The organism is Variovorax sp. RTB1 (genome assembly GCF_035018765.1).
In the GTDB taxonomy this organism is placed as follows: domain Bacteria; phylum Pseudomonadota; class Gammaproteobacteria; order Burkholderiales; family Burkholderiaceae_C; genus Variovorax.
Genome location: NZ_JASJXG010000010.1, coordinates 25,783 through 43,662, shown reverse-complemented (window position 1 = coordinate 43,662; position 17,880 = coordinate 25,783). Strand labels below are relative to the sequence as shown.

At 64.7% G+C, this 17,880-nt stretch carries 16 protein-coding genes; 4 read left to right on the top strand and 12 right to left on the bottom strand.

Annotated features, from left to right (window positions below; translation table 11 throughout):
- Genes QN397_RS09115 through QN397_RS09100 form a run of 4 tightly spaced genes read right to left on the bottom strand, consistent with a single transcriptional unit; the run spans position 1 to position 5,434 of the window.
- Positions 1-1,893 carry an ABC transporter ATP-binding protein gene (locus tag QN397_RS09115; RefSeq protein WP_323496005.1) on the bottom strand — a complete coding sequence of 631 codons (1,893 nt, stop codon included), beginning with the start codon at positions 1,891-1,893 and terminating at the stop codon, positions 1-3.
- Positions 1,890-2,804: an ABC transporter permease gene (locus QN397_RS09110; RefSeq protein WP_323496006.1), complete on the bottom strand. Its 915-nt coding sequence runs from the start codon at positions 2,802-2,804 to the stop codon at positions 1,890-1,892. Before QN397_RS09110 ends, QN397_RS09115 begins: the two co-directional genes overlap by 4 nt.
- The gene (locus tag QN397_RS09105; RefSeq protein ID WP_323496007.1) at positions 2,801-3,817 is read right to left on the bottom strand and encodes an ABC transporter permease; all 1,017 of its coding nucleotides are present in this window, start codon (positions 3,815-3,817) and stop codon (positions 2,801-2,803) included. The genes QN397_RS09110 and QN397_RS09105 overlap by 4 nt, the downstream gene beginning before the upstream one ends.
- Positions 3,818-3,835: 18 nt before the next feature.
- Entirely contained in the window at positions 3,836-5,434 is a 1,599-nt protein-coding gene (locus tag QN397_RS09100; protein WP_323496008.1) for an ABC transporter substrate-binding protein, read from the bottom strand.
- A gap of 144 nt (positions 5,435-5,578) precedes the next feature.
- Between QN397_RS09100 and QN397_RS09095 the strand changes: the two genes are divergently transcribed.
- Genes QN397_RS09095 through QN397_RS09080 form a run of 4 tightly spaced genes read left to right on the top strand, consistent with a single transcriptional unit; the run spans position 5,579 to position 9,048 of the window.
- Positions 5,579-6,388 (top strand): GntR family transcriptional regulator, encoded by an 810-nt coding sequence (locus QN397_RS09095; RefSeq protein WP_323496009.1) that lies wholly within the window; start codon positions 5,579-5,581, stop codon positions 6,386-6,388.
- A complete protein-coding gene (locus tag QN397_RS09090) occupies positions 6,385-7,479 on the top strand; it encodes an LLM class flavin-dependent oxidoreductase (RefSeq protein ID WP_323496010.1) in 1,095 nt (364 codons plus the stop codon). The genes QN397_RS09095 and QN397_RS09090 overlap by 4 nt, the downstream gene beginning before the upstream one ends.
- Positions 7,480-7,495: 16 nt before the next feature.
- Positions 7,496-8,245 (top strand): HpcH/HpaI aldolase family protein, encoded by a 750-nt coding sequence (locus QN397_RS09085; protein WP_323496011.1) that lies wholly within the window; start codon positions 7,496-7,498, stop codon positions 8,243-8,245.
- Positions 8,242-9,048 (top strand): alpha/beta fold hydrolase, encoded by an 807-nt coding sequence (locus QN397_RS09080; RefSeq protein ID WP_323496012.1) that lies wholly within the window; start codon positions 8,242-8,244, stop codon positions 9,046-9,048. Before QN397_RS09085 ends, QN397_RS09080 begins: the two co-directional genes overlap by 4 nt.
- Here the strand turns inward: QN397_RS09080 and QN397_RS09075 are convergent.
- From QN397_RS09075 to QN397_RS09040, 8 genes are read right to left on the bottom strand one after another with little or no spacing between them, the layout of a single operon-like run.
- Positions 9,045-9,641, bottom strand: coding sequence for a zeta toxin family protein (locus QN397_RS09075; protein ID WP_323496013.1), 597 nt, complete (start codon positions 9,639-9,641; stop codon positions 9,045-9,047). The two genes, QN397_RS09080 and QN397_RS09075, sit on opposite strands and share 4 nt — an antisense overlap.
- Complete coding sequence (locus tag QN397_RS09070) at positions 9,638-10,006, bottom strand: TA system antitoxin ParD family protein (protein ID WP_409052957.1); 369 nt, start codon at positions 10,004-10,006, stop codon at positions 9,638-9,640. The genes QN397_RS09075 and QN397_RS09070 overlap by 4 nt, the downstream gene beginning before the upstream one ends.
- 51 nt (positions 10,007-10,057) lie before the next feature.
- Positions 10,058-11,704 (bottom strand): ATP-dependent acyl-CoA ligase, encoded by a 1,647-nt coding sequence (locus QN397_RS09065; RefSeq protein WP_323496014.1) that lies wholly within the window; start codon positions 11,702-11,704, stop codon positions 10,058-10,060.
- Positions 11,694-12,425 (bottom strand): ABC transporter ATP-binding protein, encoded by a 732-nt coding sequence (locus QN397_RS09060; RefSeq protein ID WP_323496015.1) that lies wholly within the window; start codon positions 12,423-12,425, stop codon positions 11,694-11,696. Before QN397_RS09060 ends, QN397_RS09065 begins: the two co-directional genes overlap by 11 nt.
- Positions 12,422-14,203, bottom strand: coding sequence for a branched-chain amino acid ABC transporter ATP-binding protein/permease (locus QN397_RS09055; protein WP_323496016.1), 1,782 nt, complete (start codon positions 14,201-14,203; stop codon positions 12,422-12,424). The genes QN397_RS09060 and QN397_RS09055 overlap by 4 nt, the downstream gene beginning before the upstream one ends.
- Positions 14,200-15,255, bottom strand: a complete 1,056-nt coding sequence (locus tag QN397_RS09050) for a branched-chain amino acid ABC transporter permease (RefSeq protein ID WP_323496017.1) — start codon at positions 15,253-15,255, stop codon at positions 14,200-14,202. Before QN397_RS09050 ends, QN397_RS09055 begins: the two co-directional genes overlap by 4 nt.
- A 55-nt stretch (positions 15,256-15,310) precedes the next feature.
- The gene (locus QN397_RS09045) at positions 15,311-16,474 is read right to left on the bottom strand and encodes an ABC transporter substrate-binding protein (RefSeq protein WP_323496018.1); all 1,164 of its coding nucleotides are present in this window, start codon (positions 16,472-16,474) and stop codon (positions 15,311-15,313) included.
- A 44-nt stretch (positions 16,475-16,518) separates the two neighbouring features.
- Positions 16,519-17,844 (bottom strand): aromatic ring-hydroxylating dioxygenase subunit alpha, encoded by a 1,326-nt coding sequence (locus QN397_RS09040; RefSeq protein ID WP_323500733.1) that lies wholly within the window; start codon positions 17,842-17,844, stop codon positions 16,519-16,521.
- Positions 17,845-17,880 lie beyond the last annotated feature (36 nt).

Genomic DNA, 17,880 nt, shown 5'->3' with positions numbered 1-17,880 from the left:
TCAGGCTGTTTCGGTAGAGGCCGGCACCGGCGGCCATGCGGTGGCCGGATCGGCGGGCGGGACGGAGGCGAGCAGCAAGCGGGTGTAGGCGTGTTGCGGGTTGGCGAAGACCTCGTCTGTCCTGCCCTCTTCCACGACCTTGCCGGACTGCATGACGATGACGCGCGAGCACAGGTAGCGCACCACGGAGAGGTCATGCGATATCAGCAACAAGGCGATGCCGTGCTCGCGCCCGAGTTCAAGCAGCAGGTTGAGAATCTGCGCCTGGATGGACACGTCGAGGCCCGACACGATCTCGTCGGCCACCACCAGCCGCGGCATCACGCACAGCGCACGGCCGATGTTCACCCGCTGCTTTTGACCACCCGACAGCTGACTGGGAAATCGCTCCAGCGCATCGGACGCCAGGCCGACGTCCTGCAGCAACTGCGATGCGCGCTCCTGCCTCGGCAATCGTTGCAACGCACCGGGGATGTGACCGACCTCGTACGCTTGCGTCAACAAGCGAAACACGCTGCGCCGCGGATTGAGTGCCGAGTGCGGGTCCTGAAAGATCATCTGCACGTGCTCGCGGGTCAGGCGCTGCACGGTCGACGCGGCCTTGGCGCGGTCTTGCCCTTCGATCAGCAGCTCACCGGCGGTGATGTTCTCTGCGCCGACGATCAGCCGCGCGACAGAAGTCTTGCCGCTGCCGCTTTCGCCGACGATGCCGACGAACTCGCCCGGCTGGACTTTGAGCGACACCTGGCTCACTGCATCGGTGTGCACCTGGCGCTGGCCCAGCAGGCCGCGGCGCGCGGTGTAGCGCAGCGTGACGTTGCGCAGCTCGACGAGGGGTGCCGCAGTCGGATCGCCTTGCGGTGCGCGCCAGTTGGCGCTGCCAGCGGCGCTTGTTGAATCGTCTACGGAGGCGACGACATGCGGCGCCACTTCGCACGTATCGGCACAGCGCACCCAATGACCCGGCGAAGACTCACGTAAAGCGCGCACGCCGACTTCGCAGGTCGCATTGCGCGTCGGGCAGCGTGCCGCGAATCGACAACCGCCGAGCGTCGCCAATGCCGAGAGTCCCGGCATCTGACCCCCGAGCATCGGCAGCACCCGCTGAATGCCGTGCACATCGGGCGTCGCATCGTGCAGTGCCCAGGTATACGGATGGCGCGGCTCGCGCAACACGTCTGCGGCCGGTCCGTATTCGACTTGCTCTCCTGCGTACAGCACCGCGATGTCGTCGCACACGTGGGCGGCGAGCCGCAGGTCGTGCGTAATGAGAATGACGGCTGTCTCGTGCTGGCGCTGTTGTTCGGCAAGCAGCGTAAGGATGTGCGCTTGGCTCACTACGTCGAGCGCCGTGGTGGGCTCGTCGGCAATGATCAGCGCAGGATTGGCCACGAACGCCATCGCGATCAACACGCGCTGGCACTGCCCTCCCGACAGTTCATGCGGATAGCGGCGGACCATTTGCTCGGGGTGCGGCAGCTTCACGGAAGCCAGTTGCGCGACGATCAAATCCTTGCGCCGGCTGGCGGCAATGCCCAGCAGCATCAGGTGCTCGTCGAAGGTCTGGCCGATGGTCAACACCGGGTTGAGCGCGGTCAACGGCTCTTGCGGAATGAAGGCGATGCGCCGGCCGAGCAGACCGCGCCATTCGCGTGCGCCGAGCGAAAGCAGGTTCTTGCCATCGAAGTCGATTCGGCCCTGCGTCACCGCAAAGCCCGGCGGCGTGTGGCCCGCGATCAGGCGACCGATCATGCTCTTGCCGGCACCCGATTCGCCGACCAGTCCGAGCACCTTGCCGCGCTGCACCGACAGCGTGATGTCGCGCAGCAATTCGACGGGTTTGCCATCGACCCGCGTGGTCAGCGTGAGGTTCGAGATGGACAGCATCGTCATTCGCTCCGTGTGCGCAAGCGCGGATCGAGCGCAACGCGGATTCCGTCACCCAACAGGTTGCAGCCGAGCACGGTAACGACGATGCAGGCGACCGGCACCAGCATCACCCACGCGGCGCTCTGCATGTCGCTGCGCGCATCGGCCAGCATCTGGCCCCAGGTCGTGATGTCCGGCGGCACGGAAAGGCCGATGAAAGACAGAGTCGCCTCCACGATGATCGCGATGCCCATCTCGATGGAGAACAGCGTGATCATCAGCGGCACCACGGTGGGCAGCACCTCGCGCAACATGGTGCGCAGGTGCGTGAAACCGATGAGCCGTGCGGCCAGCACGTAGTCGCGGCGCCGCGTCACCAGCACGTCGGCCCGCACCACACGAGCGAAGCGCGTCCAGTCGACCAGCACGACCGCAAGGATCACTTTGTCGACGCCAGAGCCGAGCCCTACCAGCAGGATCAACGACAGAACGACCGGCGGAAACGACATCCACAAATCGACCACGTAGCTGATGCCGCGGTCGATCTTGCCGCCGAAGTAGCCGCCGACAACTGCGAGCGTGCTGCCCAGCAGCATCGCGCCGAATGCGGAAACGATCGCCACCAGCAGCGCCACACGGGCACCGTAGACAGCACGCGACAACACGCAGCGACCCAGGCTGTCGGTGCCCAGCGGAAAAGAAGCGTCGCCTTCTGCCGACCACATCGGCGGCGAAAGCATGTGCAGCAGGTCTTGCTCCAGCGGATCGTGCGGAGCGACCCACGGTGCAAAGAGCGCAGCCAGAACGACGAGCAGGAGAATGCCGCCGCCGATCAGCACGCGCGGCTGCGAGGCCAACTGCCTGAGCGCACCGCGCTGCTTTGCAGAGCGACTCACAGCGGCGGGCATCGACACTGGCGCCGGTGATTGCGTCACAGATTCCTCAACTTCGGATTCAGCAAGGCATACAGCACGTCGACGACAACCGTAATAGCCAGCATCAGCACGCAGAAGATCAGCGAGATGCCCTGGATCAACGGCAAGTCATTGCCGCGAACCGCCTGCACCATCAGATTGCCCAGGCCGGGGAAGCCGAAGATCATTTCGACCAATAGCGCGCCGCCGAACAGGAAGCCGAACTGCACACCGATCATGGTAATCGTCGGCAGCGCGGCGTTCTTCAGCATATGGCGCCAGAGAATGCGGGTCTCAGACAGTCCGCGAAGTCGCGCAACTTCGACATAAGGCTCGTTAGCGGCATCGATCAGCCCGGAGCGGAGCACACGGATGACCAGCGGCGCAAAGCTCAACGCGAGTGCGAGTGCAGGCAAGAAGAGATGCGACAGCGCGCTCAGCCAGGCCTGAAACTGCCCGGTAACGAGCAGGTCGATCAAGGCGAATCCGGTAATGCCCGGTAGCGTCACTTCTTGCCCGACGCGGCCGCTGAACGGCAGCACCGGCCAGAGCACACCGAAGACGAGAATCAGCAACAGGCTCCAGAGGAACGACGGAATCGACTGAAGCAAGGTGACGACCAGGTCGGCCGCCGTCTCGCGTTTGCGCTTGTAGAGCACATAGGCGATGACGCCGCCGGGAATGCTGATCATCAATGCCAGCACCAAGCCGACCATGGCCAGTTCGATGGTCGCCGGCAGTGCAGTCACCATCAAGCCGACGACCGGCTGGCGGAAGTTGATGGAGTTGCCGAGACTCCCGCGCGCCGCATCCCAGAGCCAGATCAGGAACTGGACAGGGATCGGTTTGTCCATGCCCATCTGCTGCCGCAACGCTGCTGAATCCGCTGCGGTGGCCGACGGCGGCAGCATCATCGCCAGCGGATCGACGGGCAGCAATCGCAACACCACGAACACCACGAGCGACAGCAACAGCAGCGTGGGAATCGCCACCAGCAGTCGGCGAATCACGATGGTGGAAACGAGTTGGAACACAGGGGCGCGCGTGCCTTGTCAGCGGTATTTGTATTCGACCGGCAACACGTAGCCGTTGTCGAACAGCACCGGCTGCAGCGTCGACGAATACGCGACAGTCGCCACGCCTTGCAGCAGCGGGATCGCCCACGATTTCTCCGAGGACTCCGCGTTGAGTGCCTTGTAGCCAGCCATGCGCTTGGCCTCGTCCACTTCGGTCATCAGCCCGTCGATGCGTGGCGCGAGTGACATGTCTTTCCAGGTCGCGAAGCGCAGGCGCGGGTCGAAGATTCGGCCTGCATAGTTCTCCGGATCGCCCGTGCTGTTGGCCCAGCTGTAGAGCAACACGCCCGTCAGTTTGCCGTTCTGCGCAGCTTCGACGAGCTTGGCCGGTGTAGTTTCTTCGATCGTCGCGTTGATGCCGACTGCCTTCCACATCTGCGCGATGGCGCGTGCCATGTCGAAGTCGTTGGGGAAGGTGCCATTGGTGCTGAGCAGCGTCAGCGCGACCGGATTGCTCGTGCTGAAGCCGGCGGCCTTCAGCTCCTCGATGGCCTTGGCCTTGTTGAATGGAAACTGGAAGTCGCTGAACGACGGCGTGCCTTCCGGCGTCATCACCGACAGCGGCTTGGCCACGCCGCCGTAGAAGGCCTTGGACAACGCGGCCTTGTCGATCGACAGGTGCATCGCGTTGCGCACATGGTCGTTCTCGAACGGCTTCACGTAGTTGGGAATCCGAAGCATGTAGACCTCGGAGAACGGATAGATCTTTGTGACGATGCCGGTCTTGGTGGCGAGACGCTGGACTTCGCGCATCGGCAACTGCACCGCCATCGCCGCCCTGCCCGACTCCACAAGCGCCACGCGCGCCGATGGCTCCGGCACGATCAAAAAGGTGACCTGCTTGATGGCAGGCGCAGCACCCCAGTATTTGTCAAAAGCCTCCAGCACGATACGCGAGCCGCGCTGATGTTCGACCATGCGGTAAGGGCCGGCGCCTATCGGCTTGGCGTTGAAGCCCTCGGCACCGACCTGGGTCATGTAGGCCTTCGGCACGATGTACATCGCCAGGAAGCCCAGGTAGATCGGCCCCGCCGGCGTCGGCCGGCTGTAGACCAGCACGCCTTTGGTGGGCGACTGCACTTCCACATCGGCCAGCGTGTTGAACATGCCACCGACCAGCAACTTCTTGTCTGCCTTCGGGCGTTCGGACAGGCTGTACTTGACGTCGTCCATCGTCATGCGCGAGCCGTCGTGGAACAGGATGTCGTCGCGCAACGTGATCTCGAGTCGCGTCGCTTTGTCGTCGAGCCAGCGCCACTGCTTGATCTGGCGCGCCTCGAGCTTCAAATGTTGTGAGTAGCGCAGTGGCGAATCGAACACCGTGTGATAGATCGCCTGGATCGTCGGGATGGACAAGGCGCCCGGGTCCCACGTGGGCACGTCGACCGGGTACGCGATGGCCAGGTTCGACTTGTCGGTAATCTGCGCATTGGCCAGGTCCCACGGCAGCACGCTGCCGGCCCCCACGGTGAGCGCGCCCAGTACGAAGCTGCGGCGCGATGGTTTCAAAGACGACGGTGCAGCCAGAGACAGTGCTGCGTCTGTCGGGGTTCCCGAGCTCAAGAAATCGTTCATGAAAGTTCTCGCTGATTGGTCTGAAGGAACCGATGGGAAAACGCTTGCAAGCATCGCGCCACTGAAGCGCCCAAAGAGGCGATTGGACAAATGAAAATATACTGTATACAGTTTCCAGATGCAAGAAACGTTCCGTAGGAATCAATGAAAAAAGCAGCGCCGACGATGGCTGCCGCCAGGGCCGCGCCCAAACCACTGGCCCGCGCGGAAACCTTGGGCGACCGCATCTACGACGAGTTGCGCAAGCGCCTGCAGCACACGCCGCTCCAGCCTGAAGAGCGACTTGTCGATGTCGAGGTGGCTGCTGCCTATGGCACTTCGCGCATGCCGGCGCGCGACGCGTTGCTGCGTCTCGTGAACGAGGGCTATCTGGTCGGCACGACTCGCGGCTTCGTGGCGCCGACACTGAGCCTCGACGACGTGCGCGACATTTTCGAAGTACGCCGCCTGCTGGAGCCTGCGGCCATCGCGAGCGTGGCGCCCAACGTGGATGCAGCGGCAAAGCAAGAACTGACGCTGGCACTCAAACGGGCACGCCAGGCGGCCGCGAACAACGACGACGAAGAGATGGCCTTGGCGAACATGGCCTTCCGCCAAGCGTGGCTGAGCCGGGTCAAAAACCAGCGCCTTGCGAACACCATAGGGCGCTTTGTCGACCATGTGCAGACCGTGCGCCTGCTCACACTGGTGAACAAAAAAACCCGACAAGTTGTGGTCGATGGTCTGTCCAAGCTTCACGCGGCACTGGTCAAGCGTGATGCGGCACTCGCCTTCAAGGCTATGGAGCGGTTCATGGCCGATGCACAGGCCGCGTACTTCTCGACGCACGAAACGGTGCACGGCGAAGCCACACCCGCAGCATCTTCCGCACCTGCAACTGCAACTGCAACTGCTGCAACCAAGGCCACTACGGCCCGCAAAAGCCATTCGGCCTCCAGAGATCTCATCGCATGAATCACTTGCACCCGCTCAAAGGCCCCAATCGTTTCAAGCTTGGCGTGTTCTCCGCCAATGCGGACGGAGGCCTCGCCATCACCGACGTGCCGGAGCGCTGGCGCGCGCGGTGGGACGACAACCTCAACGCGGCGGGCATCGCCGACCGCGCGGGCCTGGAGTTCTTTCTGCCCATCGCGCGGTGGCGCGGCTTCGGTGGCAAGAACCATGTTCGCGAGTGGTCCTTCGAGACCTTCACCTGGGCGGCCGGACTCGCTGCGGTCACCAAGCAGATCGGCCTGTTCATGACGGTGCATGTGCCCCTGCTGCATCCCGTGTATGCGGCCAAGGCATTGGCGACGGTCGATCACATCAGCAACGGGCGCGCCGGGCTCAACATCGTCTGCGGCTGGAATCCCGACGAGTTCGCGATGTTCGGCGCCAAGCTCAGCGACGACGCCTATGGCCAGGCGGCGGAATGGCTGGAAGTGATCGAGCGCTGCTATGGCGACCATCAGCCGTTCGACTTCCAGGGCAAGTACTACGCGCTCAAAGGCGTCGTCAGCCGACCTGCGAGCATTCAGGTGCCGCGACCGCTCACCATGAATGCGGCCTTTGGTCCACAGGGGCGCGACTTCGCGGCAAAGAACTGCGACTTCCTGTTCTCGACCTTCTCCAACATCGAAGATGGCCGCAAACACTACGCCGACATCAAGGAGCGTTCCAAGCTGCAAGGCCGCGATGTCGGCATCTACACCGTATGCCACGTCGTCTGCCGCGAGACGCAAAAGGAGGCAGACGACTACTACGAGCGCTATGCGGTAACGCTGGCCGACCATGGCGCCGTCGACAACCACATGGCGCAGAAAAAAGAGTTCTCCAACTCGCACGACAAGAATGCGTTCGACCTCTATCGCAAGCGCTTCGCGGGCGGCGCCGGAACGTACCCGTTGGTCGGCACGCCCGAGAAAATCGTCGAAGACCTGGTCAAGATTTCCAACGAAGGCTATGCCGGTGCAGCGCTCACCTTCGTCAACTACACCGACGAGTTGCCTTTCTTCTGCGACCGTGTGTTGCCGCTTATGAAGCAGGCCGGACTCCGCGTTACCTGAAGCCGTCAAACCACCCATGTTCAATCCCACACAACCCACTCTCAAAGCGCGCATTGCCGGGGGCGACTGCATCGCCGTCTCGTGGCTCGCACTCGGATCGGCCGCACTCGTCGAAGCCGCCGCGCGCGCGCAGCCCGAAGCCATCGTCATCGACATGCAGCACGGCCTCTGGGATCGCCGAGAGCTGGAGGCCGCGATCGGCGTGGTGCCGAGCCACATCCCGGTGATCGTGCGTGTCGCCGAAAACTCGGCCACGGCGATCGGCATGGCACTGGACGCAGGAGCAGAAGGCGTGATCGTCCCCTTGGTCGAAAGCGCCGAGCAATGTCGCCACGCCGTGCGTTGCGCCAAGTACCCGCCGCACGGCATTCGGTCCGCCGGCGGCGTGCGCCCGTTAATGGATTTCGGCGCGTACCTCGAAGGCGCAAAACACATCGCCGTGATGGTGATGATCGAGACAGCGGCCGGCCTGGCCAACGCACGGGAGATTGCTGCCGTCGAAGGACTGGACTTGGTGTTCATCGGGACCGGCGATCTCGCGCTGTCGCTCGAAATCGGTGCAGGCGATGCATCGAAACATGCAGAGGCCTGCGCCGAAATCAAGCACGCCTGCGACGACGCTTCAGTGCCATGTGGCGCCTTCACCGGCACGACCGATGCAGCGCTTCAGCGACGCGAGCAAGGCTACCGGATGGTGGTCGCAGCCAACGACATCGATGTCGTGGTTCAAGGTTTCAAGCGCGCGACCGCAGCCCTTGCATCATGACCATCGATCGCCAGTTCGTGCCGATCCGATCGGGCTGCATTCATATCGCCAGCGCTGGCCAGGGGTTCCCGGTTCTGTTGCTGCACCAGACGCCGCGATCGTGGGACGAGTACCGCGATGTGCTGCCGTTGATCGGTGCGCGCTACCGCGCCATCGCGATGGACACGGCGGGCTTCGGTGATTCGGACGCGTTGCCGGCCGCAGACAACACGATCGAGCGATGGGCCGAAGTCGCTTTCGATCTGCTGGATGCATTGGGCTTGCAACAAGTGGCCGTGGTCGGGCATCACACCGGCGCGGCCGTGGCCCTGGAGATGGCGGCGAGCCGGCCCGAACGGGTCAGTGCGCTCGTGTTGTCGGCATGTCCTTTCGTCGACGCGCCACGCCGTGCAACGCACCACGGCAAGCGAATCATCGACGAGGTCGAGCGCAAGGCCAGTGGCGAACATCTGACCGAGTTGTGGCAGCGGCGCATGCCCTTCTATCCGCCTGGCGACATCGCTCTTCTCGAACGATTCATCGCCGACGCATTGAAGGCAGGCCACCTCGCCGTCGAAGGCCACCGCGTGGTAAATCGCTATGCGATGGAGACAAGAGCGCCACTGGTGACCAGCCCGACACTGGTGATCGCGCCGACCGAAGACCCGCATGCTTTTCCGGCAGCGCCAAGGGTCGCACAAGCCATCGCCGGCAGCCGGCTGCTGAACATCGAGCACGGCATGGTGCCGCTGCCCGACCAGATGCCTGAAGTCTTTTCCGAAGCCGTGATGGAGTTCCTCGCGACATTGAAATTGTCCGGCTAGCCGAAAGCGCGCAGTTCTTCTGCATAGAGCAATTCAGCCCAGTCCGGTATCGCGCTGGCAGTCGCGGTGATGCGCCCTGCCTTGAAACTCAGAATGCGCTGCGGTGAGACGTTGAGCTGCGAGTTGTCGAACACAAAGGCGAAGTCGGCGCGCAGCACCGCTTGGCGGATCAATGGCTGATTGCGGTCGTAGCGCTTGCGGATCTTGTCTTCGGGCACATCGTGTCCGCCCTCGCCTACCCTTAACGCCACTCGGCTGACCGACAACTCAGGCTTGCCTACGTTGACGTGGTAAAGCACGACTCGAAAGCCGACACGCCTGGCGTCATCGACTAATTCCAGTTTCGACGGATGCGAGAACACCGATTCAGAAACGAAGCTGAGTCCCTGCTTGAGCGCCAGCCGCCGCCGGTTTTCTGCGATGCTGGCCGCGGTGTACGCCGCAGACATGGACGCGTCGCGCAGTTCTTCGCGCTGGATCAGGTCGGCATTGATGAAAGGCGCCTGGATACGAGGTGCGATCGCCAGCTCGTAGAGCGTCGACTTGCCGGCGCCGTTCGGTCCGGCCAGCAAAAACATCGTTGCGCGGCTCACCGGCCGCCGGTTGGCCGGACTGCTTTGCCGAACTCCAGGTTGCCGTCGTCATCGAGGCCCACGCCGAGACCCTTTCGTTGCCGCTTGCGCCAGAAATCCTGTTCAACCGCGGTGGCTGGAGCGTCACCCATGCGTTCGATGAAGGCGTCCTGCTCGGCATCGCCGAGGGTGTCGAGCGCCAGCGGCTCAAGACCGCGCAGCGCCAGGTCGACCTTCGAATAGCCGATGGTCGGATCGCGTTCGATCGCGCGGCCGATACGGATCCAATGCTCGGCCTGCCCCGAGATCGACCGGCTGTTCACCCGCGCAGCATCGCGCAAGGCGTCCATTTCTAGATCGGAAATCTTTACGGCTTGTGCCATCATCGCTCCAGCGGTTCCTTAATGAAACCTTGGATTTAATTATGGCACCACGATTCAAATTGCGCTTTCAGGCCGACCCCTCGATCTGGCCGGCTGGCCGTCCCAGGTCTGCGGCCCCACGCCGCGCTCGCGCAGCTTGAATTTCTGGACCTTGCCGTTCTCGGTGCGCGGCAGGTCGGGCAGCACGTCGATGTAGCGCGGCACCGCGAAGTACGGCAGCCGGCTCGTACAAAACTCGATGAGATCAGTGAGGTCGATCTGCACACCCTCGCGTGCCACCAGCGCCGCCATCACTTCGTCTTCCGCCAGCTCGGAGCGCACCGGGTATACCGCGCAAGACGCCACATCCGGATGGCTTGCCAGCACCTGCTCGACCTCGAAAGACGAGATGTTCTCGCCGCGACGGCGGATCGCGTCCTTGATGCGATCGACGAAACGGAACGCCCCGTCGGCATCGCACACTACGCGGTCGCCGGTGTGAAACCAGAGATTGCGCCAGGCCTCGACGGTTTTCTCCGGCATGTTGAAGTAGCCGCTCGCGAAGGCGTAAGGCTCGTCTGCACGCAGCAGCAATTCGCCGGCCTCGCCGTCCGGCACGGGCGCATCGTCTTCGTCGGCGACACGCGCCTCGAAGCCCTCGCGCAGCCAGCCCATCACACCGCCGCGCGGCGACGCCGGCGCGGTGGCGATGGCGAAGTTGGTCTCGGTCGAGCCATAGCCTTCGAGCAAGGTCACGCCAGTACGCGCCTTGAAAGCCTGCCCCGCTGCCGATGGCACGCCGGGCCCGAGCCCGATGCGGACCGAATGATTGCGCTCTCCGTCACCCTCGGGCTGGGCCAACAGGATGGGCACCATCGCGCCGAGCAAATAGACCACTGTCGCGCCGTTCGCGCGCATCGACGGCCAGAAGCCCGATGCCGAGAAGCGTGATTCGAACACCACCTCGGCACCCGTCAATGCAGCCTGCGCGAAGGTGTTGAGTGCATTGATATGAAAGAGCGGCAGCGTCGTGCAGAGCACGTCGTCGCGGCCGACACCCAGCACTTCGGCGCTGTTCACGCCCCACCAGAAGTACTGCGCGTGCGGGCAGATCACCCCTTTGGCAGGGCCGGTGGTGCCCGAGGTGTAGAGGATGGCGAGCGGGTCGCCGGGGTGCACGGTGGCGGGCGGATGGGCTTGCGCGCTTTCGGCGCCATGGACGCCTTCTGGATAGCGGGAGACACGCACGCCGGGCGGCAGCTCGCGGGACGCAACGATCGCTCCCACCTCGCCCACATCGCCGACCACCCAAATCTCGCGCAACGCCGTGCGGCCGAGGTTTGCCATCTTCAGCCGCTCGACGCAACCGGCACCGATCACCAGCAGCTTTGCCTCGCTGTTCGAAAGGACGTATTCGATCTGCGGGCCCATCGATGCCGTGTTGACCGGAACGACCACCGCGCCGAGCCAGCCCGCACCAAGAAAAGTCTCGATGAACTCGATGCAGTTGCCCGCCATTACTGCGATGCGTTCGCCTCGCACCACGCCGGCCTGCGCGAGTGCGGCCGCCCGGACGGCAGCCGCTGCGGCGGCGTCTCGATGCGCCCATTGCCGGCCCGCCACCTTCAACAGCGGCCGCGCGCCGAACAGCACGGCCTGCCGCTTCAGCATCGCCGGCAAGGTGCGTTGCGCGGGCGGCAGCGCGCGTAGCTCACTCGTCATCGTGCGTGCCTCCGCCGAGGTAGGTCGCCTGCACGCGCGGGTCGCTCGCCAGTTCAGCCGACGCGCCGGAGAGCGCGATCTCGCCGGTCTCCAGCACGTAGCCGTGGTCCGACGACTCGAGCGCGGCGCGCGCGTTTTGCTCGACCAGCAGGATAGAGACGCCATCGTCGCGCAGCGAGCGCACGATGGCGAGGATGTCGCGCACGATCAGCGGCGCCAGGCCGAGGCTCGGTTCATCGAGCATCAAGAGGCGCGGTGCCGACATCAGCGCACGACCGACCGCCAGCATCTGACGCTCGCCGCCAGAAAGCGTGTCGGCGCGTTGCGAGCGGCGCTCCGCCAGCCGCGGAAACCGGTCGTACACCGACTGCAGTTGCCGCTTCATCGCATCGCTGCGCAACTTCTTCGCGTAGGCACCGAGCTGCAGGTTGTCGAGCACCGTCAGCTCGCCGAAGAGCTCGCGTTTTTCCGGCACCAGGCACAGGCCGCGTTCGACGCGCGATTCGACATCGAGCCCGTGCAGGTCTTCGCCCTCGAAGCGCAGCGCGCCTTTGCTCGGCAGCAGGCCCATGGCCGCGGCCAGCAGCGTGGTCTTGCCCGCACCGTTAGGCCCGATCACCGAGATGATCTGCCCCGGTTGCAGGGCGAGCGAGACGCCTCGCACGGCCTCGACCTGTCCGTAGCCGACATGCAGCTCGCCGATTTCCAACATGGCCGTCATACGACGCTCCCCAGGTAAGCCGCCTGCACGCGCTCGTCCGCGCGCACCACGGCGGGCACGCCCTCGACCAGCTTCGAGCCGAAGTTCATCACCACCAATCGGTCCACCAGTTTCATCACGAAGTCCATGTCGTGCTCGACGATGAGGATGGTCACGCCCTCCTCGCGCAGTTTGCGAAGCAACGCGCCGAGCGCCATCTTTTCCTTGCGACGCAAGCCGGCCGCGGGTTCGTCCAGCACCAGCAACACCGGGTCGGCCGCGAGTGCGCGCGCGATCTCCAGAATGCGCTGGGTGCCCAGCGGCAGGCTGCCGGCCATCTCGTGCGAGCGGTCGCCCAGGCCGATGCGATCGAGCTGGCGCTGTGCTTCCTGCAGCACCTGTTGTTCTTCGGCACGGTCGAGCCGGAGCCCGGCCTTGAGCACGCCGGCACCGGTCCGCGCATAAGCACCCAGCGCGACGTTGTCGAGCAGGCTCATGTGCGGTCGCAGCTTCACGTGCTGGAAGGTGCGCGCCAATCCGAGTCGCGCAACCTGGCGTTGCGGCAGGCCCGCGATGTTCTGGTCCATGAAGCGCACCTGGCCCGAAGTCATCGGCAGGGTGCAGGTCAGCAGGTTGAACATGGTCGACTTGCCCGCGCCGTTGGGGCCGATCAGTCCGATGATCTCGCCCGCTGCGACGTCGAAGCTCACCTCGTTGACTGCGATCAATCCACCGAAGCGCTTGACCACGCCCTGCACCGACAGGATCGGTGTGCCACGACCCGGCAGCGTGCGTTGCGCCAGCGGCGTGACCGGCTTGACCGGCGCCGTCGACGGCAGCGCTGCCCAACGCCCGCGCGTCCATCGGCGCACGAAGCCCATCAGGCCACCACGCGCGAAGTGCAGCAGCAGGATGAACACCGCGGCAAAAGCGATGGCTTCGAGCTGCCCTGCGCGTTGCGTGAGCAGCGGCAACAAGTCCTGCAGGCCGTTCTTCAGCAGCAACACCAGCGCTGCACCGACCAGCGCACCCACCAGTTGACCGAGCCCACCGGCCACCGCCATCAGCAGGTACTCGATGCTCGCGCGCACGTCGAAAGGCGATGGGCTCACGAAGCGGTTCATGTGCGCATAGAGCCAGCCGGCGAGACCTGCGAACAGCGCCGCGGTGACGAACAGCGTGAGCCGCACGCGGTAAGCATCGGCACCCACGCTCGCCAGCAGCGTGGCACCGCCGCGCAACCCGCGGATCGCACGGCCGGGTCGCGAACTCAGCAGGTTGCGGCTGAACAAAAAGGCCAGCCCGACCAGTGCCCAGATCAGGTAATAGATGGCGCGCGGCTCGGCCAGCGACCAGCCCGCGATCCGCAGCGGCGGGATGTTCGAGAGCCCGGTGTGGCGCCCGAGCGCCTCGACGTTACCGAACAACATCGCGATCGACAGGCCCCACGCGATCGTGCTCAGCGAAAGAAAGTGCCCGCCCAGGCGCAGCGTGAGCATGCCGATCGCGAGGGCCGAGATTCCCGTGAGCGCCAGCGCGAACAGGAGCCCGATCCACGGCGACATTCCCTGCGTGGTCGTGAGCCAGGCACTGGCATACGCCGCGATGCCGACGAAGGCGGCCTGCCCGAAAGAGGTCGACCCGCCGATGCCGGTGAACAGCACCAGCCCGAGCGCGACCAGCGCGCCGATGCCTACATCATTGAGCAGCGACACGGTGAAGTTGCCGGCCACCAGTGGCACCAGCGCGAGCAGCAGCACGATGGCCGCCGTCATGAACATGCGGTTGCGCGGTGTCATTCGTCCACCTCTTCCTGCTCTTCTTCCTGATGGCGCGACAGGTACGAGCGCAGCATCAGGACGGGGATCAGAAGGCTGAACACGATCACGTCTTTCAGTGCGCCGCTCCAGAACGATGCGTAGCTTTCGACCAAGCCGACGGCGAGTGCGCCGAGGGCGGTCACCGGGTAGCTCACCAGCCCGCCGATGATCGCGGCGACGAAGGCCTTGAGGCCGATGATGAAGCCCGAGTCGTAGTACATGGTGGTCACCGGCCCGATCAGGATGCCGATGAGTCCGGCGAGCAGCGATGCGCTGCCGTACGCCATGAGGGCGGTGCGTGCCGGCCGGATGCCGACCAGCCGCGCACCGACGCGGTTCACCGCGGTCGCGCGCAGCGCCTTGCCGGCGACGGTGCGTTCGAACACCAGAAAGAACAGCCCGCTCAACACGATGGCGGAGCCGACCATCAGCAGCACCTGCCCGCTCACCACGAAGCTGTCGCCCAGCGTGAACACGCCGCTTGCCAACGGTTCGGTGCGCGAACCTTCGGGGCCGAAGAACAGCAGGCCGAGTCCCGACAGAAGGAAGTGCAGTGCGAGCGAGACGATCAGCAGCACCAGCACCGACGCATCGGCGATCGGCTGGTAAACCACGCGCGCCAGCAGCGGCGTGATCGGCACGATGAGCAGCAGCGTCGCGGCGATCTGCACCAGCGCCGGCATGCCCGGCCGTGCCGCCAGCCAGGCCAGCAGGCACGGCACGAGAGGCAGCACACCCCAAGCGAGCAACGCCTTGGGCATACGCGCCACTTCGCCACGGCGCCACAGGCTGCCGAGTTCGGTGGCGGTCGCCAGCACGGCCAGCACCGCCACCAGGCCGATGGTCGGCGGCACGCGGCCGGTCTGGAAAGCGGCGAGCGTGAGCGCCGCGAACGCGGTCACGTCGCCGAAGGGCACGAAGACCACGCGCGTGACCGAAAAGATCAGCACCAGGCCCAGGCCCGCGAGCAGGTAGACCGAGCCGTTGGCCAGCCCGTCCATCGCCAGGATGAGCGCGACGTCCCAGGTCATCGGGTCATCCTTTGCGTCTGCATCGCTCGTGCTTTGCCGAGTTCGCCGCGTCCGCTCAAGGGGCCAGCTTCCACTGGCCGTTGTCCAGCTTGACGATCACGCGAGCGCGCTCGTCCACGCCGTAGAGCGCGCCGGGCTTGAAGTTGTAGACGCCGTGCGTACCGACGATTTCCTTGCTGCTGAGAATTGCATCGCGCAGGGCTACGCGGAATTCCGGCGTGCCCGGGGCGGCCTTGGGCATGGCGCGCGCGGCAGCGTCGAGGAACACCAGCCACGCGTCGAACGAATAGGCCGAGAACGCATCGGTGGTGGGCGCGTTGTTGACCTTCTGGTACACCGCGCGGAACTCAAGCGCGATCTTCTTCGTCGGGGCGCTGTCAGGCAATTGTTCGGCCACGATCACCGGGCCGGTCGGCATCAGCGAGCCCTGCGCCGAAGCACCGGCCACCCGCACGAAGTCCGGGTTGATCAGGCCATGCTGGCCGTACACGCCGCCCTTGAAGCCGCGCTCGGCCAGCGCCAGATAGGGCAAGGCGCCCGGCGTGCCGGCGCCGCCGGTCATGACCGCGTCGGGACGCATGGCGACGATCTTCAGCACCTGCCCGGTCACCGACGAGTCGGCCCGCGCATAGCGCTCGTTGCTGAGTACTTTGATGCCGGCAGCCGGTGCGGCCTTCATCAGCGCGTCGTACACGAGGTCGCCCCAGACGTCCGAGAAGCCGATGTAGCCGACCGTCTTCACGCCGTTGCGCTTCATGCGCTCGACCACGGCATCGACCATCAGCTGGGTCGGCTGCGCCACGGTCACGGCCCACGGGTTCTCGATCGGGTCCCACGAGATCGGCGTGAGCGCGATCATCGGCGTCTTGCTGTCGCGGCCGACCTGGGCGATGGCCACGGCCGACGGCGCACCCGAGGTGCCCATCAGCACGTCGACCTTTTCTTCTTCCACCAGCTTGCGCGCATTGCGGCCTGCCGCCGTCGGGTCGGAGCCGTCGTCCAGCACGACCAGCTGGATCTTCACGCCGTTGAGTTCGCCCTTGTATGCCAGAGCGGCCTGCATGCCTTTGGCATACGGAATGCCGATCGACGAGTTGGGGCCGGAAAGCGAGGTGCTGAGTCCGACCTTGAGGTCGGCCGCCAGCGCGGTCATCGCAAAGCCGACGGCCAGTGCCGCTGTGAGCGCGCCGCGTGTCAGGGTCGGGATCAGGTGCTTCATGGTGTCACTCCTCTTGGGTTGGATTGAAAAATGGAAAGGGGATTTCAGGTGGACGTTTCGGATGCGGATGCCATGTAGCGGGACCATGCGCGGAACTGGTTGCGCATCAACAGCTCATTGGTGCCGTTGGTGGTGACGGTGCCTTGCCCGATCTCGGCCGCGTCGAAATTGCGGTGCAGGCTGACCCAGTCGTTGCCGTTGGCCGCAAGGCCGCGCTGCATGCTTTCGAACAGGTGCACGTCGTCGTGCGCGACGACAGACATGGGCGAGAAGACGAGCCGGTTGTAGGTCATCGCGCGCTGAAACAACACCTCGGGTGCGCCTGCGGCACGGAAGCTCCAGGCTTCGATCAACGTGCGATTCGTGGCCAGTGGCCGGATCACGCGTACGGCCTGCGGCGAGCCCTTGACCGACAGGCTCGGATAGAAAACCGAGTTCTGCGGCGATCGCTCCAGGATGTCGGCCGCGCGCTGTTCGCCATGCGCCGCACGCATCGCCGCTTCGTATTCCGGCAGCTGCGCATAGCCCGAGTGAATGCTGAAGTTGACGCCCAGGATGCTGTGGCCGTTGGCGAACACACGGCCGCCCATCTTGTCGAAGAAATCGTAGCCGGCACCGAACGGCAGGATCTGTTCCATCGCCATCGGCTTGGGCTCGTCGGCATCGTGCGTCGCCCAGACCGACTTCGCAGCCTGTGTCGCCGACTCGTGCGTCGACATCGGATGCACGGTGTCGTTGATGTTCTCCAGGTACATCTTCCAGTTGCAATGGATGATGCTGCGCAACACGCCGCCGCCGACGGTCAGTTTGCCCTCGGGGGAGCGGTCGACCATGTTGTCGATGGCCTGCTTGACGTCGCCGAAGAAGCTGTCGAAGTCGATGCCCTCGTCGGCCATTCGCACGAAGACGAAGTCGCGGTAGACCACGGTGTTCCTGACTTCGACCAGGCCCTGGCCGGATTCGCACTCGGTCAGGCGCGTGCCTTCGTAACCGCCCTTCAGCGGCATGCCGAGCGGTGCGCCATCGAGCTTGTAGGTCCAGGCGTGATACGGGCAGCGAAAGAACTTGCCGGTGTTGCCGTGTTCGTCGGTGACGAGGCGGCTGCCTTTGTGGGCGCAGCGGTTGTAGAAGACACGGACAAGGCCATCGGGTTGGCGGACCAGCATGACCGGTTTGCCAGCGAGTTCCAGGGCCCAGTAGTCACCGGTGTTCGGTACTTGACTCGTGTGGCCGGCGTAGAGCCATGTGTTCGCGAACAGCCGCTCTTGCTCCAGTGCGAACAGCTCGTCGCTCAGGTAGAGGTCGCGGTGGACACGGTCTTGTTCGACTAATGCAGCTATGGCTTGTGGGTTGTCGCGGTAGTTCGACATGTCAGGGGCTCCGGAACTGGGTGCGGGTGCATTCGT